The sequence below is a fragment of the Sporosarcina sp. NCCP-2331 genome (assembly GCF_023707945.1).
GTDB classification, from domain to species: domain Bacteria; phylum Bacillota; class Bacilli; order Bacillales_A; family Planococcaceae; genus Sporosarcina; species Sporosarcina cascadiensis.
Genome location: NZ_BRCD01000007.1, coordinates 101955 through 123999 on the forward strand (window position 1 = coordinate 101955; position 22045 = coordinate 123999).

The window sequence follows — 22045 nt, forward strand, 5'->3', positions numbered from 1 at the left end:
AAGATCAGCGGGGATGTGTTTTTTGCATTAACTGAACCGATCCACAAGATCGTGCATCTTTTCAGCTTCCGTATGAAGTTCAAGAGAAGCATGCATGATCGTGTTGATTGCAGCTTTTTGTTCGTCAATAGATGCATTCACTTCTTCAGTCGCTGCTGCTGACTGGGTTGCGACAGAGGCGATTTGATTGATGGCCTGCACAACAGACCGGCGATTATCGTCCATGCTGTTCATATCACTTTCCATCGTGTGCAGCAAGCTTGTAATGTTGTTGATGGAACCTGATAATTGCTCGAAAGCACTCTTCGTTTCCAATATTATTCCTGCCTGATTGCTCGACAGATCCAATGTGTGTTTCATTTGATTCTCAGCTGTTGTCGTATCTTTACGAATATGAACCAATAAATCGCGGACTCTCGTTGTTGCTTCATTTGTATCTTCCGATAATTGGCGCACTTCGTTGGCTACTACGGCAAAGCCTTTTCCGTGTTCTCCTGCGCGTGCAGCTTCAATACTTGCGTTCAGCGCTAACAGATTCGTCTGATCAGAAATCGATGAAATCGTCTGCACAATCGTTTGAATCTCATTCATGCGGGACATCAGCTGTGTGAAATTCCCTTGGAGATCGTGAATGACAACGGTGAAGTTTTGAGAATTCTCTTCAAGGTTTTCAGCTTTCTCCATTCCGGAGCTCTGCAGATTATTGATACTATGCATCTCGTTCACGACATTTCCATATTGCTCTGTCGTATTTGATATCAAGGAGGATAGGTGGTCAACCTTTGTAATTGCCACTTCTGCTTCTTCAGCCTGCGTTACAGCTCCGGTTGAAACTTCCGTAATAGCGCTATGGATTTCATCAGCCGATGCAGTCGCTTCTTCTGTAATCGCGCTGAGAGTTTCTGAGGAAGCCCGCATGCGATCAGATGAATCTCGTGTATGGCCTACCATTTCATTAAGACTATTCTTCATTTCATTGACGTTTTCAGCCAGGCGGCCGAGTTCGTCGCTTGAACGGATCGGTATATCAGGGCCTGTCAGCTTACCTTCTGCAATCTCAGCAGTAATCAGGCGGATATTCTTAATATACGATGTCAGTCTGCCGGAGAAGATTGAAAACAGCGCAACACCAACAATTATTGAAATGACAACGGATATCAACGTATACCAAAGAACATTTTTGGCACCCGCGTTAAAGTCCACTAAGTACGTCCCGGCAGCGATAACCCATCCCCAATGCGGGTCTTGCAGACTATACGTGATTTTCGGGGCTTCTACCTTTAAGTTTGTAGGCAGGGGCCAATCATACTGTACATAGCCGCCTCCGTTCTTCGCTTCTGAAATCACCTCGCGAATGAAGTAACGCCCGTCTCTTGTTTTCGTTTCATATAAGCTCTCGCCTTCTTTTTGAGGATGGACAAGCAATAAACCTTCTTCATCCACCACATAGAAATAAAAGTTTTCACCATATTTCACGGGGTTGTCCAAAGAGCGTGTTCCGTCTTCATTGCGTGTCCCCATTATTTTGTTTTTGGCACGGTCCTGTGCCTCTTGCAAACTGAGTGTCCCGGCTTCTACTTGTGCATTCAATTCGTCAATTAAGTCCAGAACAGCATAAGTCCCGTTCTGCAGACCCATTTCCCCGACATGTTCCAATTCTGACTTGGCAACAAAATAGTTAACGATCCCCACGACCAATAATGGAATCAAAATAACCAAAGCTGCAAGCGCTATCAATTTATTGCGTACTGAGCCTTTCACTATGTAAATCCCCCTTTTCTTACAAACGAGACGTGAATCCTTTATCCCTTTCTCTAGTATAGGCTATTCTGATTAATAACGGAATAGCTTCAAGCATTTTACATATGGAACTTGTCAAGTAATTGAGACTGCAAAAGAACCTGATGGGAGAGTGGCTCTTCGTTTCTTGACTTGAAAAATGCAGTAGGCTACACTTAATAGAGCTGTGGCTGTAACTTTCAGTACTTTAATGAGTTACATATAAAGTGTGATTTTACGGAGCTGCGGTAACGTAAGGAGTGTTCCGGAAGTGCCGATTTTAGATAAAACTAATGCAGAAGATGTTAAACGATATGAAACATTCGTGAGAAATTCACCAACCCGTTCCATTACACAAGATCCCAACTGGGCGGATGTAAAAGATGACTGGGGAAATGCACAGGTATATGTAGAACGTGACGGAGAAATTGCTGCTGCCATGTCGCTGCTCATTAAATCCGTGCCCGGCGGCTATTCCTTGCTGTATGCGCCAAGAGGCCCTATCTGTGATTTGCATGACAAAGCGCTGATTGAAGAATTGCTGAAAGAAGCAGACGTACTGGCGAAGAAATATAAGGCATTTGCTTTGAAAATGGACCCTGAACAGCTCTTTACTGAAGAACTGGATCAGCTGTACCGTAATGCAGGTTACATAGTGCGCAATGAAGGGGCCGGCAAAGAGGACTTGATTCAGCCGCGCTACAATATGATTGTCAAATTAACAGGCGAAGATCCTGATTCTTTAATGTTGAAATTCCGCGGGCGCACGAGAAGTAAAATTAGGAGTTCGGCACGTAAAGGTGTGGAAGTTTCTTATTCTCGAAGTGATGAGTATTTAAAGAGATTTTTTGAAATCTATGAGGAAATGTCCGTACGCAACCAAATTGCCATTCGTTCTTACGATTACTTTGTGAAAATGCGCGAAGCTTTCGATGATTTGCGGATTTATATTGCGAAGCATGAAGAGGACTATCTGGCAGGTGCGATTACAATCAACTATAACGGCAAGCTTTATTATTTATATGCCGGCAGCTCGAATACAAAACGTAATCTGAACCCAAGCTATCTAATGAATTATGAAATGATGCTGTGGGGACTGGAAATCGGGGCAGAGCAGTATGACCTCGGAGGTGTATTCGTTCTCGACAGTGAACAAGATGGATTATATAATTTCAAAAACAGTTTTTGTCAAAAAGACGGCGTAACTGAATTTATTGGCGAGATTGATAAAGTTTACAAGCCTTTTATATATAATATGTTTGTGAAAGTCGTGCCGAAAATTCAAAAGATGAAAAAGAAGTTTCAAAAAAAATAAACGGTTGATTTCCTCAACTGAAGAAAAGAGTGAACCGAATGACTTTTTTAGATGAGCTGAATGAATCTTTGCGCACAAAATGGAAGTTTAAACAGCCTATGCCGATCCAATCATTGATGATTCCGGAAATGCTTGCGGGCAAAGATATCGTAGCAGAATCTCCAACGGGGACAGGTAAAACATTAGCCTACGTATTGCCGTTGATTCAGATGGTCAATGGAGATGTACCGAAGACACAGGCATTAATCATCACACCTTCTCAGGAGCTGTCGATGCAAATCGTCAACGTCATTCGTGATTTGGTAGAAGGTACATCTGTAACCGTCACACAGCTGATCGGCGGCGCCAATATGCAGCGTCAGATCGAAAAGTTGAAGAAAAAGCCGACAATTGTTGTGGGTACGCCGGGAAGACTGAACGAACTCGTTAAAGAGAGAAAGCTGAAAATGTATGACGTCAAATATGTTGTAATCGATGAAGGCGACCAACTGTTGTCACGCGAGTACAGAGTGTTGGTCAAGGATTTGATTGAAGCGGCTAATCCCGAACGTCAGCTGGCGGTTGTGTCGGCTACCATCACAGAGGAAATCGAACTGGTGGCCAAGAACATGATGCAGCAGCCAATCCGTCTGCAAGTGAATGCGGATGAAATCCCGGACAGCGGTCATGTTGTCCATTCGTATGTTAAAGTTGATGACCGCAAGAAAACTGATACGCTGCGCGGGGTATCTTCATTATCAGGCGTACGTGCCCTGGCGTTCATGAATAATGTAGATCAGTTGCGGATGAAAGAACTGAAATTGCTGTATAACGAGGCGCCGGTCGCAGTTCTTTATTCTGACATGAAGAAATTCGATCGTCAGAAAACGCTGGAAGACTTCCGAAAGGGAAATATCCGGGTCCTCATCGCTACGGATTTAGCAGCGCGCGGACTGGATATTGAAGGACTCACTCATGTAATCCATGTTGATGTTCCGCATACAGTGGAGCAGTATCTGCACCGTTCAGGACGCACAGGACGTGCAGGAGCAGACGGGGAAGTACTGACGCTGCTGTCTTATAATGAAGAACGGGACTACCGCAAAGTTACAAAAGGCATCAAAACTGTACAAAAAGTATGGTACAGCGGTGAGTTGATTGAAGGAAATGCAAAAACGGTTGATGATATGCGTAAATCTGCACCAAAGTCTTCAAAGCCGAAAAAGAAAAAGAAATAATCATAAGGAGCAGCGCAAGTGATTTGTGCTCGCTTCTTTTTTTATGTAACCAAAAGAGCGTTTGCGTGTATTCGCAAACGCTCTTCATTAATTTTAGTCAATAGAAGTAAGGATAATTGGTTCACCCTTCGTCACGACTACCGTATGCTCAATCTGTGCGACTAAAGATTTATCCGGCGTAACAAACGTCCAGCCGTCATCCAGCTCAATGACCTGTTCCGCTTTCTGTGAAATAAACGGCTCTACAGCAAGCACCATTCCTTCTTTTAATAATGCTTTATCCCATGGATCATAATAGTTCAGAATATGTTGAGGCTCTTCGTGCAGGGCCGTGCCGATTCCGTGGCCTGTCAGGTTTTTTATGACATGCAGGCCATGGTCTTTCGCTTCTCGTTCCACTGCTTTACCGATCTGATTCAGACTGGAGCCGGCCTTTACTTTTGCCAGCGCGCGGTCCAATGAAGATTTCGCAACATCACAAAGCTTTTGTTTATTTTCATCAGGAGTGCCAACTACAAATGAAATACCGGTGTCGGCAAAATAGCCTCCACAAGAACCGGATACATCCACATTGACCAGGTCTCCGTCTTGAATGACATAACTGCCCGGGATGCCGTGCGCAACTTGATGATTGACACTGATGCAAGTGTAGCCTGGGAAATCATATTGATCGATTGGAGCGGAAACTGCCCCTTTTTCTGAGAATAAGCGACCGGCAATTTCATCGAGTTCTTTCGTCGTGACGCCCGGTGCTGCAGCTTCTCTTAACGCTTCACGAATTTCCGCAACGATTCGTCCGATCTTCCGTAACCCATCTAATTGTTCATCATTTTTTATAATCATATTCACAAGTCCTTTCTTCCGTACAAATTATTCAATTCATACTATATCATACTCTCCCTATGAACTTTTAATGTTTTGCCCGAAAAAAGGGGACTATTTCAACACCTTAATTCCTTGATAGACATTCCAAATTAACACGACCAGAAATAAAAGGCTGTATAAAATAATGAAAATCAGGGGAGTCATACTCCAAAATATAAAGTTTCCATCAGTCGGTGCGACAACTTGCGGATTAAAAGAGAAAATAGAAAATGACATAACAATGAATCCTGCGATTAATAGTGCCATTGGGATGATATGCGAAATAATGGATTTCTTTGCGTGCCGTTTGACTTCAAACTCATCTGTCACAAAATAAATAATGGCAGGCAGAAGAAGCGGTGCGAAAAAAATACTGAAATAGCATAGAGAAGAAAGTAATCTTGAATTTGTCATAGTGCAGCCTCCCATACAGTCCTCTATAGCATGATGGTTCATACAGTAACCTATACCCTGATTTGCTTAAAACATCACTTGAATCATCATTCTAAAAAAAGACTGTCTGTGAAAAGTCATTTTACTGACCTCCAGACAGTCTTCTTAAAAGCTTTGTGATTTTGAAAAGCGTTTACCCATGATTAAAATAAAAGCAATAACAGCAGAAAGGAATAAAGCTGCCGTAGAGACGAACAATTCATCCGTACCGTTTTTTATCGCAATTCCGATGAAAGACCAAATGATAATCAGATTGAAAATCGAATCCCGGTAATGATACATAAAGTGTAAAGCAATAGCCGTAGTCAGGCTCAAGAAGATGACAGTCCATAACGGATCACTAAGACCCCATCCTGTCCAATCGTGGAATTTGAAAGCATAGTACGTATTCGCAATGACCGCGATGAAAATCCAGCCCATATAGGCGGAGATCGGCAAGCGCTCCCGACTTAAGTACTCCATTTTCGGATAACTGAAATAGAAAACCAATAAGCAGATCAGTAAAGCGAACACGCTGACGATCGCCCAGTAGTAAAAGCCGTAGTGCCATAATAACAGCCATGCGATATTTAAAAAGCAGCTGAGACAAAAACAGATTGACCGCAGATTGACAATCGATGAAGACAGGCCAGCTGAAGTTTTAATAAATAAATATAACCAACTCACCATTAATAAATCAAGCACGATCCAAATGGAAAAGACATATTCTGCCGGCATGAATAAAACAGGCACTCTATTGGCAATTTCCCAAGTGGTCAGCCCATTCAACGGAATCAAATTGGCAGATATATGTGTGCAAATCATGATGAGCAGCGAAAGTACCATAAATAGTATTCTTAGCATGATAAAATCCTCCTGAACAACAGTATACAGAGAATAACGGATAATAAATGAGGAAAGTATGAATTTTCCTTTACAAATAATAAAGTATGACATTCTATTGACTGTAATCTTGCTCTTTTTGATATAATTGTCTTATAGACGAAAAAAATACTATAATGAATACTAACAAATTCAGGTAAACAGCATGGATTCTCCATTTCATTCATAACCTGAATGAAATATACGGTTAGAACAGAATGCTTCGAAAAGGATGAGGAGAATATGATTTTACTGGAAGGGGAGCAATGCTACCTGCGGGTGCTGACAGAAGATGATGCCTATCAGTTCACCCAGCTGCTCATTGCAAATAAAGACTATTGGACGGAATTTGAACCTCGGCATGATCACACGTATTACACAGTAGCCATGCAGAGAGATAAAATTCGCGAATCACTTTATCAGATGCGTGACCGGAGAGAATACAATTTTGGGATTTTTGACTCTAGATCGAGCATGATTATCGGACAGATTTCACTGTACAGTATTAAGCGTTTGCCTTTTTCCAGCGGATTTGTCGGCTATTCCATCGATCAAAACCAGACAGGCAGGGGAATCGGAACCGAAGCGGTGAGACTGGTAAATGATTTTGCTTTTGAAAAAGCCAATCTGCACCGTGTAGAAGCCTACGTGTCTCCCCGCAACGGCGGTTCCGTAAAAGTGCTGGAAAAAGCAGGTTTTCAAAGGGAAGGCCTATTGAGGCAGCTGTTGTTTATAAACGGTGTATGGGAAGATCATTATATGTACGCTATTTTGGAAGAGGATTATTGAAAGGGCAAGACCGCGTGGCGGAAATGGACAGCAAAAATTAAAAAACGGCTCTTCGAATAGAAGAAGCCGGATTTAATTTGCATACAAATATTTGAAGTTGAAGAATATCATGTATCTTAGAAGCTGAAGCGGCTAACTCCGCATTATTTGCATTCGCTAGGCGGAATGCAAATAATGCTTTTCTTCAAACTAACTGTAATTCTGTAACTCTTTGATCAATCAAAAGCAGACTTCGCAACTCTACACTGAACATTTGCGAGAATGAGAAAAGAGTTATTTCCTGAAAGAAAATAAGTCAGATGAAGTATTACAGAGATGGATTACCCTAAATGTTTTGGATTGTTTCTACGTTACTCAGCCCTAGTTTTTCTATGATAACGAGAGAGCCAAGTGCAAGTCGTTTATTATAAGCCATACTTCCTCGTTGGGTATCTCCTAGCGTCTTGATGTAAATATCTTATACGGTTCAAGGTAGTAGGGAAACCCTGACAACGCAACGGTGACCAGAGTTCATGACCTCCGAATTGTAAGAAGAACTCATGACGCGTAATTATCTGGTTTTTGCTGTGTTCGTACCTGTTATGCTCTTCAAGTCTAAGTTTTCAAGTTTCTCTGTGCACTCTTTATTCAACAAAAGATGTATGAAATTATTAGATAGAGGGATAGTAAGTTATTCTGCAGCCCCTAATTAAGTTCGCAGGGTACTTCATCTTCTGAAGATACCCAATATTTCGACCAGTTTTCAATTTCTTTTAGAACAGGTTCCAGAGAATGACCTTTTTCGGTTAAGGAATATTTAATGATTACAGGAGTTTCAGGGAATACTTCCCGTTTGACAACTCCTTGGTTTTCCAAGTCCTTCAAACGATCAGATAAGACTTTGCCGCTAATTCCAACTGCAGACTGAATCTCGTTAAACCGTTGAGTCCCTGATAAAAGCTGATAAATTACCAACCCCGTCCATCTTTGACTAAGAAGTGAGATGGCTTTTTCGAATTTCGGACAAATTGTTGGTTGTTTCATTGGATATTCACCTCTTTACACACAGTATACCATGAAAACCGTTTAGCTTACATAATGAAACAAAAGTACTTGACGAAAGCTTGATACTAATATACTGTTAGTTACATAAAGTAATTAACTTACAAAGTGAGGGTTGAATTGTACTGGTTAAGTTAATATCTAATGAATCATTTAGAAAAAACGATAGGAGGATTAATATGAGTTTCCATACGAAGCCAACAGCATTTGTTGGTCATGTACAAATTAAAGTTGAAAACTTGAAGCGGGCGCTATCATTCTACCAAGATACACTTGGTTTCGAAATCCTAGAGCAAACCACTTCTTCTGTAAAGCTAACAGTAAATGGAAAGGACAGTATTTTGTCACTGGAACAACCGGAAGATGTTTTGCCTAAGCAAGTTAGAACTACAGGGTTGTATCATTTTGCAATTCTATTACCGAAGAGAGTGGATTTGGCGAATCTCGTGATTCATTTATCCAAACAAGGTATTCCATTTGGCTCTTCCGATCATCATGTCAGTGAAGCGCTGTACCTCAATGACTTAGATGGAAACGGGATTGAGATTTATGTCGATCGATCTTCCTCTGAATGGATTTGGATAGAGGATGAAGTGACGATGACCGTCGATCCTCTTGATTTTGAAAATCTGCTAGCCATTGCTAGTCCAGAGTTGGCATGGCCTGGAATGCCGGAAGGAACGGTGATGGGGCACATCCATTTACACGTTTCTGAATTGGAGAAAACTGAAGAGTTCTATGTGAAGGGTTTAGGACTCGATGTCGTCAACCGGTTTGGTGGGCAGGCGCTGTTCCTATCTTCCGGAAAATACCACCATCACATAGGAGTCAACCTATGGAACGGGAAGGGAGCACCGCGGCCGTCTCATAATAGTGTAGGTCTCAAATCCTTTACACTCGTTTTACCTGATGGAGATACCCGCTTGAAAGTCATCGAAAATATTAAGTGCATTGGCGGAAGCGTTATAGAAGAAGACACTCACTATATCGTATTTGATCCTTCAGGAAATCGAATCCTTTTAGAAGTATAAACAGGTAGACTTGCAAAAGAAAGAATAGGTTGGTACCAATTATATAAGTTGTATTAAATTTTTCACATGTAAAAGGGAGTTATGTTCTGACTGCTCGGTTGATTGTAGTTGAAAGTTGTATCACCGCGGGTCCGCAAGACAAGCGTCCGCCTGGAACGAAAATCAACGGCGCTAAGTTACTTCTACAATGTAAGTTTTAAGTTCAACCAATATAGATGAGTTTTTTCACAAGAATATTTACTGAAACAATCTAAGAAGGAAGACAAAATGAATACGATGAGTTAGGAATTATTTTAGGTAGTACACGTGAAGGTCGGATTAGCCCACAAGTAGGGAATGGATAAAAGGAATTGCAGACAAACGGGGAGATACCAATTATGGAATCGTCGATATTGCTGAATTCCAATTGCCATTCTTAGGAACAATTGACGGGATTGAGCCCGGAATTACGGCTTGGAATGACAAACTGGCCAGCTTGGATGGTTTTGTATTTGTTGTCGCGGAATATAATCATAGTATTTCAGGGGCGCTGAAAAATGCATTGGATTCTGCGCGTGATGCATGGAATAACAAAGCTGCAGGTATTGTGAGTTATAGTTCAACAGGTGGGGCTCAAGCAGCAGAACATTTGCTAGGTATATTGGGAGAACTAATGATTGCAGATGTGCGCACCCATCCTACGCTATCTCTCTTTACTGTTTTTGAAAACGGATCGGTATTGAAACCACAAGAGCTGCATTTGGATAATGTGGATTTGATGCTTGACCAAGTTATTGCTTGGAGCGGTGCGTTAAAAACACTCAGATAATAGTGGGTTTTTTAAACGACCTTTCACAAGAACTAAATTGGACTCTGTTGCAGATAAATAACTGTTTTAAATGAGGTTTGAAAAATAGGGCTGTCCAGACATCATATCATCATGATGTCTGGAACAGCCCTATTATCCTCACAGCAATTATACTCTTTCAGCTGCCTCATAACCATTTTCAATAACATCCAGCCTGCCATTTTCAGGATCGATGACAAGACCGTGGACATTGACGTCTGCTGGTATCAATGGATGATTCTTGATAGCGTCCACACTCTTTTTCACGCTCTCTGTGACATCGCTGAAACCATGCAGCCACGCTTCCATATCGATGCCTGAATATTCAAGTGTCTTGAACATACCAGGGTCAATGCCGCGGTCGACCATACTGCCGACAATACGGTCTGTATCGATCGAGCTCATACCGCAGTCATGGTGACCGACTACATACACTTCATCTGCCTGCAGTTCGTAAACTGCTACAAGAACACTTCGCATCAGGCCACCGAAGGGATGCGTAATAATAGCGCCGGCACTCTTAATGATTTTAGCATCGCCATTTTTCAGGTTCATAGCTTTAGGAAGAAGTTCAATCAGTCTGGTGTCCATGCAAGTCAGGATGACAATCCGCTTATTTGGAAACTTGGTAGTGGCGAATTCTTCGTATTTCTTCTCTTCCACGAATGCTTGATTGTAATTCATAATTTCAGATAACGATGTCATTTCAATAACCTCCCGGAGCTTCATCTTTTTTATACTATATAATAGTACACCCGCTACTGTCCTGTATTCCAGCAAGAAGCATCGAAATGTTCTGTCTACTGACAATGATTTTAAAAATTTATAAAAGAAAAGAGTCGCCAGGTAGGCAACTCTTTCCTGTAAAACTGTATCCGTCAGGGACGGAATCAAGCAAATTAGTTTCTTGCTTCAGGTTTTGGATCAATGATTACTGAGTCAGATGAATCCAGTGCACTTGCTAAGAAATGCATGGTAAACCATGACGCAAGTCCAAGTACTACTGTGTAACCGATAACTGTAGTGAACATTAAAGCCATCGTGAGTCCCTCATTTCAATTATGATATGTTCTGTTACCTATTATACACGAAATCAGGCGTGATTTTAAGAGGCTGAGCCAAAGTTTGAATAAAATGTGACGGATTTTAGAAAGCCCAATTTCCCTTTCGGAATAAGGGTTCAATGCTGCCGTCAGCCAAAATTCCATCAATATCCATGTGTTCTGAACCAATCATGAAGTCCACATGTGTAAGACTTTGGTTCAAACCGTTTTTCTGAAGCTGCTCAGAATCCATCTCTTTTCCGCCGTCCAAATTGAAGGCATATGCACTGCCGATCGCTAAATGGTTAGAGGCATTTTCATCGAACAGCGTATTATAGAATAAAATATTGGAGTTTGAGATGGGAGAATCATGCGGCACTAACGCCACTTCACCTAAAAACTTAGCGCCTTCATCTGTATCAATCAGCTGCTTCAGCATTTCCTCGCCATGTTCAGCAGAAATATCTGTTATCGCGCCGTCTTTAAAAGTGATAGTAAATTTATCGATGATTGTACCTGCATAGCTCAGAGGCTTTGTACTGGAAACATACCCGTTCACACCATTTTTCAATGGAGCTGTAAATACTTCTTCTGTCGGCATATTTGCCATAAATTCATGCCCCGCCTGATTGATGCTGCCAGCTCCGCACCATAGATGCTTTTCCGGTAATTCTATTGTTAAATCTGTACCTGGAGCTGTATAATGGAGTTTGTGATAATGTTTGCCATTCAAATAATCTACCTTTTTATGAAGGTTTTCATCATGTTTCAGCCATGCATCAACAGGGGTCGGCAAATCTGCCCTTACAGCCCGCAAGATGGCTTCCCAGAGAGCAGGAACTTGTTCTTCTGCCGGCTTTTCGGAGAACACTTTAGCAGCCCATGCCGGTGATGCGGCAGCAATGACTGTCCAGCTGAATTTATCGGCCTGCATTGCCTGTCTGAATTTACTGAGTGCTGTACTGGATGCTTTTTGATTATCACGGATCCGGCCGGATTCAATGCGATTTAATAAATCAGGGTCCTGCGAGACGATAGACATAAAAGCAGCGCCTTTTTTGGCAAGCTCTTCACGTTCCATCTTCTTCCATGAAGGGAACTCCGCGAAGGAATCTGCAGGAGCTTTTTCATAGCGAAGACGCGTGACGACATCATCAGCCCAGTCGACAAACACTTGACGTGCACCTGCTTCGTAAGCTTCTTTGACGATTAACCGTACAAGCTGTGTTGTATCAGTGGAAGCACTTATAAACAAATATTGATCCTGCTGAATGTTGACACCTACTTTAACGGCCAGTTCAGCGTAGTTGGAAAGCTGGGTTTCAAATTGCTCCATTATGACATCTCCTTTTCACTTCTATAAGTCAATAATATCAAGGGCGGATTGGACTTCGCAATCATAAAGCAACAGCAGGCTTTCAAAACGCCATAAAATTATCACTTTTTGTCATACATTTCTACTAAAGAACTACAGCAAATGACCGAAATAATAAGAAGAATGCAGTACTTGGAGGCTTTTATAATGGATTTATCCACAGTAGTAGGGTTAGTAGTGGGCTTAGTGGCGCTTCTCGTCGGGATGACACTTAAAGGTGTGACACCGGATGCGCTTTTAAACCCGGCAGCTATTCTGATAATTATCGGCGGTACGGTAGCGGCAGTAGTTATTGCCTTTCCGATGAATGAACTGAAGCGTGTGCCTAAACTTTTCAAGATTATTTTCACACAGCAAAAACTGACTTCGGATGCAGATTTAATCCGGTTATTCTCTTCATGGGCAGATGTAGCACGCCGTGAAGGTCTATTAGCATTAGAAGCGAAAACTGATGAAATAGAAGACCCGTTTTTAAAAAGTGGTCTGGGTCTTGCGATTGACGGTCAAAATGCAGATTATATTCGTGATGTTCTGAGTGAAGAAGTGGAAGCGATGCAGGAACGTCATTCAGTCGGAGCATTGATCTTTTCGCAGGCAGGTACATATGCGCCGACGCTCGGAGTTCTGGGGGCGGTTGTCGGACTGATTGCCGCATTAAGTGATATGAATAACATCGACGCGCTCGGCTATGCGATATCTGCCGCGTTCGTTGCAACTTTATTGGGGATTTTTACAGGGTATGTACTCTGGCACCCATTCTCCAATAAACTGGTCCGTAAATCTAAAGAAGAAGTACGCCAGAAGACAATGGTCATCGAAGGAATTCTTTCTGTTCTGGAAGGGGAAGCACCGCGTGTAATTGAGCAGAAGCTTGCATCTTACTTATCGGTGGAAGACCGTAAGAAGCTTGCTACTGATGGCGATGGCAAGGGGGCTGGTCAGGTTGTCGAAGAAACGTAAGAAAAAGAAGCATGAGATTGAACATATCAACGAATCCTGGCTGCTGCCATATGCTGACTTGTTAACATTGCTGCTCGCGCTGTTCATCGTTCTTTTCGCCAGCAGTTCTGTGGATGAAGGACGATTTCAGCAGATGTCGGCAGTGTTTAGTGAGATATTCGAAAGCGGCAGCGGAATTATGAGTGAATCCGCTCCGACAAATGTCCCGGTACCTGAAGACTCCGTAGGGGAGCTGAATGAAAACTCCTCCTATCTTGAAGATCAGCAGTCGCTTGGTGAAATGCAGGCCGATTTAGAAGAATATATTGCAGTGAATGAGCTGGAAAATCAATTTGATACCGTGCTTACGAGCGAAGGTTTGTTGCTGACAATCCGTGACAGTGTACTGTTTAAATCAGGCGAAGCGGGGATTAGTCCTGAGTATAAAAGTCTTGCTCATGACATATCACAGCTGCTGACATTGGACAGACCGCGCCAGGTTATTATTACCGGGCATACGGACGATATTCCGATTCATAATGCAGAATACTCTTCAAACTGGAAACTAAGTGTCATGCGTGCAGTGAATTTCCTGGAAATCATCGTTCAAAGCAATGAGGTGGATCCCAACCTTTTCAGCGCAAAAGGATATGGCGAGTTTAAGCCGATTGTACCGAACGATACAGTAGAAAACCGCAGTAAAAACCGGAGAGTTGAAGTGCTTATTCAACCGCTCGTTATGGAAGACGGTACGAGCATTGAACCTCAATAATAAAAAAGACTCCCCTCAGGGAGTCTTTTTTATTTGCGTAATGAACCAAGTTCTGCAGCAATTGCCTGCATTTCATTTGGTGTGATATTATCACGTTTCATGACCATTTCATACATATAGTGCAAGTCTTCATATTGCTCTGTACTGAAATTATCAGATTTCATCGCATCTACGTTTACCATGCGAAGCTTATCTTTAATTTTATCAATCATGTAAGCAATATTTTCAGGTGATTTTGTAGATAAATCCATAACGGGACCGCCTTTCTGTGCTAATCAAATCTATCATTTCATGAAAGCAGTAAGCTGTCAACTGAACTGTGGAACGTTATTTTCTAGCTTCTTCCCGCTCTTCATCAATCTTCTTCTTGAAACGTCTGGTTTCCAGCACAACTACTCCGGATAAACCAAGAAGCCCGATTAAGTTTGGAATCGCCATCAGACCGTTCAGTACATCTGCCAGAAGCCATACTAAGTCGAGTGAAGATGTTGCCCCGACATAAATAAAGGCGACAAAGATTACCCGGTATATAATGACGGCAATGCGGTTTGGTACAAGGTATTGGAAACACTTCTCACCGTAATAACTCCAGCCTAAAATTGTAGATGTAGCAAAGAATACGAGTCCGATTGAGACGAGTATCGGTCCGATGCCGCCTAAGAATGATCCGAACGCCGCGGCAGTCAGTGTACCTGCATCAATCGATTTGTCCTGCCACTGATTACTCATAACGATTGTTACGCCTGTAATGGAACAGATGATCAATGTATCAAACAGAACCTGTGTCATGGACACGAGAGCCTGGCGTCCGGGATAATCCGTTTTTGCAGCTGCTGCCGCAATAGGAGCAGAACCGAGTCCGGCTTCATTGGAGAAGAGACCGCGCGCAACTCCGAAGCGGATTACCGCACCGATTGCACCGCCTGCTACTGCCTGGCCCGTGAATGCATCAGAGAAGATCAGTCCGAATGCAGCCGGTACCTGTTCAATGTTAAGTACCATAACAATCGCGCCAGCAATGAAATAAAATAATGCCATAATCGGAACGAAAAACGCTGTTACACGCCCGATCGATTTGATTCCGCCGAGAATGACGAGAGCACCGAATGCAAGCAGAACTGCTCCTGTAATCCAATGCGGAACATCAAAAGTACTTTTCATCACGTCCGCAACAGCTTTTGACTGTGTTCCGTTACCGATCCCGAATGCAGCCAGTGCACCAAAGATGGCAAACAGCACACCAAGCCATTTTTGCTTTAGACCGTGTTCCAGATAATACATCGGCCCGCCGGCCATTAAGCCTTTAGAATCCTTGACGCGATATTTTACCGCCAGTATGGCTTCACTGTATTTAGTCGCCATTCCGAAGAATCCGGCGAGCCACATCCAGAAAATCGCGCCTGGTCCGCCTGCAACTACGGCAGAAGCGACCCCGACAATATTTCCAACACCGACGGTAGCCGCCATTGCTGTCATCAAAGCCTGGAACTGCGAAATATCTCCATCTGCTTTTTTATCATGTTTTCTTGTGAATACTTGCTTTAATGAGTAAGGTAATAAGCGCAATTGAATAACTGTTAAACGTATGGTAAGAAATATTCCGGTACCGATTAATAAGATCAGCAGCGGGGGGCCCCAGATTAAATCTGATGCAGCAGTTAAAAATTTCTCTAATCTCTCCATCTTTTCCCCTCCAATACATAATTATATCTATTCCTCAACTATCACTGGTCAGCTCCTTCGAGAGAATTCTAATCTTCTCCTGTTAGTCTTAATAATCCGAAAAATACAACTCTGCGTCAAGCTTTTTTTCGAAAAAGTGTCACTTTCATTGTTTGGCAACTTGCAGTGTGGGTATAATGAGAGTGATGGAAACGCGATAAGGAGGCGAAATTCATGGGTTCTAGCAAGTTAGGAAGATTTATTTTAGGAGGCGCGGTACTTGGCGCGGCTGTCAGTATGCTGGATCGTGCAACAAGACAATCCACCGCTACTTCAGCAAGAGTTTCTTATGAAAAACTGATGTATTACAAAGAAAATCCTGATCTGGTGAAAAATCAACTTCAAGAAAAGAAAGACAAAGTTCAAACTCTCGTTGAGCAAGTGAAGGGGGATGTCGGTTATATTAAGTCACAAGTGGATGAAATCAAAACTCTGACTCCGCAGGTGAAAGAAATGTTTACCGATACAAAAGACGCATTCAGTGAAGCGAAGACAGAATATCAGCAGATTATTGATGAGGATTCAAATCAACCTTCTGCCGATACTGACCAGGAGGACGGTTCATTGCCGCCGATGGTTCAAAAAAAAAACGTAATACCGCTGGAAAGATAATAAATACTGAGTCGATAAACGAAAGGGGGACGCATGAAGTGGATCATCACAAAGCTGCCCCTTCTTCTGATTCTGAGGAAGTTTCTAAAACCGAAAAGGTAAAGGATTTCATCAAAGATGTCAAAGATGGAAACGAAGAAGATTTTAATCCCGCAACGACGAGCGGCTTCATCAAACAATTGATCATCCGTTTAAAAGAATTGGATGTATCAGCCACAGGCTCGCAGTTGGCGTTCTTTTTCCTATTGTCATTATTCCCTCTATTAATCTTTCTTTTCACACTTTTACCTTATTTGAATCTGGATCAAAGCCAGATATTCCTGTTCATCCGTGAGTACGCACCGGAGAGCACAGCTGCGCTGATCGAAGGAACACTTTCCGAAGTGCTGGATAATCGCAGCGGCGGCTTGCTGTCGGTCGGTATCCTTGCGACGATCTGGTCCGCATCTAAAGGGATGAGCGCTGTCACGAAAGGCTTAAATCATGCATACGAAGTAGAAGATGACCGAAACTTCTTTGTTTCAAAGGGGCTGTCAATCGGATTCACGATTATGCTGATTGCTACCGTAATAGTGGCGTTGGTTCTGCCGATTTTCGGCCAGCCGATCGGTAAGTTTTTCTTCTCGTTCCTAGGACTGGAAGAGTCATTTTTGACGGTGTGGACTTATATCCGTTTTATCATACCGCCAGTAATGATATTTGCTGTATTTTCATTGCTGTACTGGCTTGTCCCGGATATTAAGCTGCGTTATAAAAGTATTATCCCGGGTTCCATTTTCGCGACGATTGGATGGATACTTACGTCGCTGGCTTTCTCTTTCTATATTAGTAACTTTGGAAGCTATGCGAATACGTACGGCAGCATCGCGGGGATCATTGTATTAATAATGTGGCTTTATCTGTCGGCCATCATCCTGCTGATTGGCGGAATCATCAATTCAGTCATGCAGGAACGTTATAAAAAGAAACAGCAGACTGTAATTTGAAAAAAGGCAAGAGCAGAATCATTCTGCCCTTGCCTTTTTTCTATTCGATTTTATTCAGCATTCTCAGCCCGTTCAGTATCACGAGAATCGTACTGCCTTCGTGACCGATGACACCGAGCGGTAAATCCACCGCCTGCATGAAGTTCGAAATGATGAGTATCGCTATGACTGCAATCGAGAAGAAAACATTCTGTTTAACGATGCGCTGCATTTTTCTGGAAACCTTGATGGCATATGACAGGCGGTTCAGGTCGTTCTGCATCAGTACCACATCCGCAGTTTCCAATGCGACATCTGTTCCCTCGCCCATCGCAATGCCTGAAGTGGCGGTAGCAAGAGCCGGTGCATCATTGATGCCGTCGCCGACCATGCCGACTGTTTTATACTCGTTCAATAATTTTTTAAGATGCATAACCTTCTCTTGTGGCAGGCATTCCGCCACATAAGAGTCCACACCGACTTCATCTGCAATCGCACGGGCCGTTTTTTCATTATCTCCTGTCAGCATCACAGTGCGGATGCCAAGAGCCTGTAACGCTTTTATAGAAGAGACGGCTTCTTTCCGCAGTGTATCTTTCAATGCGGCCAGTGCGGCGATGCCATTTTTATCTTTCATGAAAATGACTGTTTTGCCTTCATTGGCCAGGGACGCAGCAATGCCGTCCTGAAATTTCTCCGCCAGGTCAGTACCGACAAATTTGGGATTCCCGATATGAATAAGTCCGTGATCTGTTTCAGCTTTGATTCCGTAACCAGGGACATCTTCAATGTGAAGATTCCGCTCTGGCGTGATTTGCTGCTGATCAGCATACAGGATAATTGCTTTTGCCAGCGGGTGATTTGACATAGACTCAATACCTGCGAATAAAGCAAGTGCTTTATTTGGATCAGTTCCTTCTCTGACAATGAAATCCATCACAATTGGTTTGCCTGTCGTTAATGTGCCTGTTTTATCAAAAGCAAATGCGTTCAGTGAGCTCAAATGTTCCAAATGCACACCGCCTTTAAATAGAACGCCGCGTCTTGCCCCGTTGGAAACAGCTGCAAGAGTAGCGGGCATAATAGCAGCCATCAGCGCGCAGGGGGAGGCAACTACCAACAGTACGATTGCACGGTAGAACGTCGTAGTCCAATCCCAGCCAAACACAAAGTGGGGAAGGAACATCATGATCAAGACGGCAGTCAGTACAATCTTTACATAGGATCCTTCAAAACGTTCGATAAACTGCTGCGAAGGAGATTTTTCACTTTGCGCATTCTGTACCATAGCAATAATCTTTTGGAACAATGTTTCAGAACTCGACTTCGTCATCGTCATTCGGATGGCTCCGTTCAAGTTCACTGTTCCTGCGAATAGTTCATCGTTTTCTGACTTAGTCACAGGTATCGACTCGCCGTTGATTGCCGACATATCAACCGATGTTATGCCGCTCAAGACTTGGCCGTCAACAGGAATCCGTTCACCCGGCTTCACTAGCAGTACTGCTCCAGGCGCCAATGAAGAAGTTGAGACTTTTTCCTCGCTGCCGTCTTCTTTAATCAGCCATGCTTCTTCGGGCTGCATTTCCATTAATGAAGAAATTTCTTTATGGCTTTTATTCAATGTGTAAGTTTCCAGCGCACCGCTGATTGCGAAAATAAAGATCAGTATGGCGCCTTCCGCCCAGTAACCGATAATTCCCGAACCGATCGCCGCAAATATCATCAGCATCTCAACATTCAGCTCTTTGTTTTTTATGGTTTCTTCAATTCCTTCTTTCGCTTTTGCATATCCGCCAATTAAAAAAGCAACGATATACAGCGTAATAGAAAATGTTTCTGTACCATTTTTGCTGAAAATCCATGCAGTCAAGATGAAAATACCCGACAGGATGGCTGCAATTAATTCTAAGCGGGAAGACCAGTCAACGTTCTGTTCTGGCTGCTCTCTTGTGTATATTGTCATTTGAACTCCTCCTAATTGATAATGAATTTCAATTTCAAGTGGCTAATTAAAGCAGTAAAGTCGATTCTACATAGTAGAATCGACTTTTAAAACTTAAAATAGAATGATTATGAAATTATAATTATTATTAACTACAGTATAGCATTGTTTACAAGAGATTGTTACTGAATTGAACAAAAAACATTTATAAAACAGGTTCTGCGCCAAAATCTGTTCTTGACCCTGTCACGTGCGTATTGCGAAAATCCTGCTGCAGTTTGGCAGGGGGTGGATTTGTGCGGGTTTCGTTGCTCGACTTTGTAGGAATTTTGAATAAAGTGTGAGTTTGCAGTTTGACACCTCTTCAGCGCTGGGGGATTGCCTAACGCGATAAGCCTACTGGCGAAGAACATGCCACCGGTCTCATCGCAACGGCCGACCCCGCAGTTGCGCCTACGCTGGTGTTGCGGAAAGTATGTCATGTTGCTTTTTTGCAGAGGGCGAGTTTAGTTGGTGTAGTTTCTTTTCTCGACTTTGTAAACGCATTGACCACAGGAATTTAGGTATTTGCAGAATGATAAGTAGTGCATGAAACATCGGTACTATCGTTATAGTCTCAAATAGTATGCTCATACTACTACCTACTCACATAAAAAGTCCTGAAAAACCAGCCTAGTGTACCGGAGTGGAAGGCGGCGACTCCGGGAGGATCAGCCCGATAGGATGAGACAACTAAAGGGAGCGAAGCGACCAGTTGGCTCACCGAGGGCCCTCCGGAACGCGTCCGCCTGGAACGCAGGGAAACGGTGTCTTCCCACTTACCATCCTATACTGCGCAATCACGAAAAATCTCAAACTGCTCATCAATTAAACTGTCAAGCACATGTTTTGGTGAAGACCCATAAAACATAAAAAAGCAGCGAATGAAATTTCATTCGCTGCCCGCGGGTCAATTGAAGACTTTCTCTTTGTATTGAGACAGTTTTTCCAGGGAAGATTTATCGATATCAGCATGAAGACTGTTGCCGTGAGAATCCATTGTGACAACTGCGGTGAAATCTTCCACACGCAAATGCCATAAAGCTTCGGGAATACCGAACTCCAGCAAGTCGACACCTTCAACTTCTTTAATGCAATCTGCGTAATACTGGGCAGCGCCTCCGATTGCATTTAAATATACGCCGCCGTGTTCCTGGAGCGCCGCCAAAGTTTTGGGACCCATACCGCCTTTTCCAACAACGGCACGGATACCGAATTTTTTCATGATATCGCCTTGATACGGTTCTTCACGAATTGAAGTAGTAGGACCAGCCGCTTTGATTTCATATTTACCTTCTTCATTTTTCAGAACCACCGGCCCGCAGTGATAAATAACTTGACCGTCCAAATCAACCGGTGCGTCGTGCTCTGAAAGGTGCTTATGGATTGCGTCGCGTCCTGTATACATGCGTCCCGAGATTTTCACTACGTCACCGACCCGTAGACCACGGATTTCTTCTTCTGAAATAGGTGCTTGCAGTTTCACTACGCGTGCAGTTGATTTCGATTCTTCTGCCGGCTGCTCGAATGCAATTTTCTCACCTTCATTATAATGCCAGTCTGTAATTTCGCCGGATTCTGCATTAATATCCACTGCCATACGACGATAAGCCCAGCAGTTATACGCCACGGAAACATAAAAGCTTGCAGGGATGCGGTGCATAACGCCGACTTTACATCCAAGCAGTGTTGCTTCGCCGCCAAAGCCCATTGTACCAATCCCAAGTGTATTTGCTTTTTCCAGAATATAATCTTCCAGCTTCGCAAGTTCAGGATTTGGATTACTATCCGTCACATCCCGGAACAGCTGATCTTTTGCCAAATCATAGCCTGAAGAACGATCGCCGCCGATCCCGACTCCAATGAAACCAGCTGAACAACCTTGACCCTGTGCTTGATAAACCGAGTGAAGCACACATTTGCGGATACCGTCCAAATCGCGTCCGGCGCGTCCGAGACCTTCTAATTCAGTTGGCAGGCTGTATTGGATATTTTTATTTTCACAGCCGCCACCTTTAAGAATTAATTTGACTTCGATATGTTCTTCTTCCCATTGCTCGAACTTTACTACGGGCAGGCCGATTCCCAGGTTATTGCCGCTGTTATCGCCGGTCAATGAATCAACTGCGTTCGGACGGAGTTTCCCGTCCTTCGTAGCAAGTTCGATTGCACGTACGATTGCCGCTTTGATTTCTAATTGATTGACACCAATTGGTGTTTTGATCTTGAAAGTCGGAAGTCCTGTATCCTGACAGATAGGAGACAGCTTATCGTCCGCCATGTTGATATTCTTGGCAATCGTGTCCAAACTCATTGCTGAACTTGTGCCTTTATTTTCATTCTCTTTGGCCGTCAAGATTGCACGGCGAACATCTTTAGGCAAGTTCGTGGACGTTTCGCAAATCAGTTCATACATACTTTTTTCGATTTTCTCTATGTACATCTCAAATCCCCCGA

19 protein-coding genes and 1 pseudogene are annotated in these 22045 nt (G+C 43.0%); 9 read left to right on the forward strand and 11 right to left on the reverse strand.

Annotated features, from left to right (window positions below; translation table 11 throughout):
• Positions 1–27: 27 nt before the first annotated feature.
• Positions 28–1761 (reverse strand): methyl-accepting chemotaxis protein, encoded by a 1734-nt coding sequence (locus NCCP2331_RS05920; RefSeq protein ID WP_251669227.1) that lies wholly within the window; start codon positions 1759–1761, stop codon positions 28–30.
• Between the two features lie 289 nt (positions 1762–2050).
• Between NCCP2331_RS05920 and NCCP2331_RS05925 the strand changes: the two genes are divergently transcribed.
• A complete protein-coding gene (locus NCCP2331_RS05925) occupies positions 2051–3094 on the forward strand; it encodes a lipid II:glycine glycyltransferase FemX (protein ID WP_251669229.1) in 1044 nt (347 codons plus the stop codon).
• Positions 3095–3132: 38 nt separating this feature from the next.
• Positions 3133–4311 (forward strand): DEAD/DEAH box helicase, encoded by a 1179-nt coding sequence (locus NCCP2331_RS05930; protein ID WP_251669232.1) that lies wholly within the window; start codon positions 3133–3135, stop codon positions 4309–4311.
• Positions 4312–4404: 93 nt separating this feature from the next.
• Here NCCP2331_RS05930 and map read toward each other — a convergent pair whose 3' ends face one another.
• The 3 genes from map to NCCP2331_RS05945 form a co-directional block, all read right to left on the reverse strand.
• On the reverse strand, positions 4405–5154 hold the full coding sequence (gene map, locus NCCP2331_RS05935) for a type I methionyl aminopeptidase (protein ID WP_251669234.1): 750 nt from the start codon (positions 5152–5154) through the stop codon (positions 4405–4407).
• A gap of 93 nt (positions 5155–5247) precedes the next feature.
• A complete protein-coding gene (locus NCCP2331_RS05940; protein WP_153722124.1) occupies positions 5248–5589 on the reverse strand; it encodes a magnetosome magnetite crystal formation protein family in 342 nt (113 codons plus the stop codon).
• Between the two features lie 144 nt (positions 5590–5733).
• Positions 5734–6471, reverse strand: a complete 738-nt coding sequence (locus NCCP2331_RS05945) for a tryptophan-rich sensory protein (RefSeq protein WP_153722123.1) — start codon at positions 6469–6471, stop codon at positions 5734–5736.
• Between the two features lie 261 nt (positions 6472–6732).
• Here NCCP2331_RS05945 and NCCP2331_RS05950 point away from each other — a divergent pair, with 261 nt between their 5' ends.
• Positions 6733–7278 (forward strand): GNAT family N-acetyltransferase, encoded by a 546-nt coding sequence (locus NCCP2331_RS05950; protein ID WP_251669236.1) that lies wholly within the window; start codon positions 6733–6735, stop codon positions 7276–7278.
• Between the two features lie 684 nt (positions 7279–7962).
• Here the strand turns inward: NCCP2331_RS05950 and NCCP2331_RS05955 are convergent.
• The gene (locus tag NCCP2331_RS05955; protein ID WP_251669238.1) at positions 7963–8301 is read right to left on the reverse strand and encodes a winged helix-turn-helix transcriptional regulator; all 339 of its coding nucleotides are present in this window, start codon (positions 8299–8301) and stop codon (positions 7963–7965) included.
• A 197-nt stretch (positions 8302–8498) separates the two neighbouring features.
• On the opposite strand from NCCP2331_RS05955, the gene NCCP2331_RS05960 reads away from it, so the two are divergent.
• Positions 8499–9350, forward strand: a complete 852-nt coding sequence (locus tag NCCP2331_RS05960; protein WP_251669240.1) for a VOC family protein — start codon at positions 8499–8501, stop codon at positions 9348–9350.
• Positions 9351–9637: 287 nt separating this feature from the next.
• Positions 9638–10158, forward strand: a pseudogene (locus tag NCCP2331_RS05965) (NADPH-dependent FMN reductase).
• 147 nt (positions 10159–10305) lie between these two features.
• On the opposite strand, the gene NCCP2331_RS05970 reads toward NCCP2331_RS05965, so the two are convergent.
• A complete protein-coding gene (locus NCCP2331_RS05970; protein WP_251669242.1) occupies positions 10306–10881 on the reverse strand; it encodes a beta-class carbonic anhydrase in 576 nt (191 codons plus the stop codon).
• Between the two features lie 441 nt (positions 10882–11322).
• On the reverse strand, positions 11323–12555 hold the full coding sequence (locus NCCP2331_RS05975; protein ID WP_251669244.1) for an aminopeptidase: 1233 nt from the start codon (positions 12553–12555) through the stop codon (positions 11323–11325).
• 186 nt (positions 12556–12741) lie between these two features.
• Between NCCP2331_RS05975 and motA the strand changes: the two genes are divergently transcribed.
• Both motA and motB read left to right on the forward strand, forming a co-directional pair.
• A complete protein-coding gene (gene motA / locus NCCP2331_RS05980) occupies positions 12742–13554 on the forward strand; it encodes a flagellar motor stator protein MotA (protein ID WP_153722119.1) in 813 nt (270 codons plus the stop codon).
• Entirely contained in the window at positions 13538–14305 is a 768-nt protein-coding gene (motB, locus tag NCCP2331_RS05985) for a flagellar motor protein MotB (RefSeq protein WP_251669246.1), read from the forward strand. Before motA ends, motB begins: the two co-directional genes overlap by 17 nt.
• Before the next feature lie 29 nt (positions 14306–14334).
• Here the strand turns inward: motB and NCCP2331_RS05990 are convergent, their stop codons facing one another.
• Both NCCP2331_RS05990 and NCCP2331_RS05995 read right to left on the reverse strand, forming a co-directional pair.
• Positions 14335–14556 carry a DUF1128 domain-containing protein gene (locus NCCP2331_RS05990; RefSeq protein ID WP_251669248.1) on the reverse strand — a complete coding sequence of 74 codons (222 nt, stop codon included), beginning with the start codon at positions 14554–14556 and terminating at the stop codon, positions 14335–14337.
• Between the two features lie 76 nt (positions 14557–14632).
• Complete coding sequence (locus tag NCCP2331_RS05995; RefSeq protein WP_251669250.1) at positions 14633–15988, reverse strand: alanine/glycine:cation symporter family protein; 1356 nt, start codon at positions 15986–15988, stop codon at positions 14633–14635.
• Positions 15989–16201: 213 nt separating this feature from the next.
• Between NCCP2331_RS05995 and NCCP2331_RS06000 the strand changes: the two genes are divergently transcribed.
• Positions 16202–16639: a YtxH domain-containing protein gene (locus NCCP2331_RS06000; protein ID WP_153722115.1), complete on the forward strand. Its 438-nt coding sequence runs from the start codon at positions 16202–16204 to the stop codon at positions 16637–16639.
• A gap of 38 nt (positions 16640–16677) precedes the next feature.
• The gene (locus NCCP2331_RS06005) at positions 16678–17625 is read left to right on the forward strand and encodes a YihY/virulence factor BrkB family protein (RefSeq protein WP_251669252.1); all 948 of its coding nucleotides are present in this window, start codon (positions 16678–16680) and stop codon (positions 17623–17625) included.
• A 40-nt stretch (positions 17626–17665) separates the two neighbouring features.
• Here NCCP2331_RS06005 and NCCP2331_RS06010 read toward each other — a convergent pair whose 3' ends face one another.
• On the reverse strand, positions 17666–19570 hold the full coding sequence (locus tag NCCP2331_RS06010) for a heavy metal translocating P-type ATPase (protein ID WP_251669254.1): 1905 nt from the start codon (positions 19568–19570) through the stop codon (positions 17666–17668).
• Between the two features lie 928 nt (positions 19571–20498).
• A complete protein-coding gene (locus NCCP2331_RS06015; protein ID WP_285835512.1) occupies positions 20499–22031 on the reverse strand; it encodes a fumarate hydratase in 1533 nt (510 codons plus the stop codon).
• Between the last annotated feature and the right edge of the window lie 14 nt (positions 22032–22045).